The organism is Oleiphilus sp. HI0066 (genome assembly GCF_001635725.1).
Genome location: NZ_LWFH01001713.1, coordinates 1 through 693 on the forward strand (window position 1 = coordinate 1; position 693 = coordinate 693).

Here is a 693-nt window from a genome sequence, read left to right on the forward strand (position 1 = left end):
TTACGCAGGTCATATCAATTACAGTGACGATTAAGCTGCATTGAACAACTTAGGCCTTTGTATGCCGGATATTCAGCAAACAGGCTTGAGCCGTGGATGATCTCCGTTATTATCTCGAGCTTGTGAATATTAATAATTAAAAGTTTTGGGCAGAAGAACATGGTGTTTGGCTTAGTTAGCCTGTGTCTTATTAGCGTGCTGGCCACATGGTTGGTCGATCAACTTAGTATTCCTATTCCGGGTGCGATTATTGGTTTGTTGATTGTGTTTGCTATATGTGTATTTCGTGGCAAGCCCGGCAAGTACCTAGAACGCTCTAGCCAAACCCTTACCCTGTATATCCCGCTGCTTATTCTGCCGTCTTGTATTGGCATCATGGATCACTGGCATTTAATCCAAAAAGAATGGCTGGCTATTCTGGTTGCCATCTGCGTCAGTGTACTGTTTACCTTGATTACAATGCCATGGCTATTCGCAAAGCTCGTTTCGAAAGATGAAAGAGAGCAGTCACTGTGATGGACTTTCTCTCAAATCTTGATGCTACTTCCTTACTAACAGATCTGGGGCTGATCTTGGCGACGCTGGCCACTTATTGGCTAGTGCGCAAAGCCTACGTGAAGTCGGGCTTACATCCGCTTTTACAACCCGTGTTAGCGGGTTCTGCTGTGATGATTTTGCTCTTAGTAGTGTTAC

Annotated in this window: 1 protein-coding gene; it reads left to right on the top strand. The window is 44.6% G+C overall.

The features are described from left to right. Nucleotides 1–159 precede the first annotated feature (159 nt). Nucleotides 160–516: a CidA/LrgA family protein gene (locus tag A3738_RS26815; RefSeq protein WP_068477609.1), complete on the top strand. Its 357-nt coding sequence runs from the start codon at nucleotides 160–162 to the stop codon at nucleotides 514–516. Nucleotides 517–693: the final 177 nt, after the last annotated feature.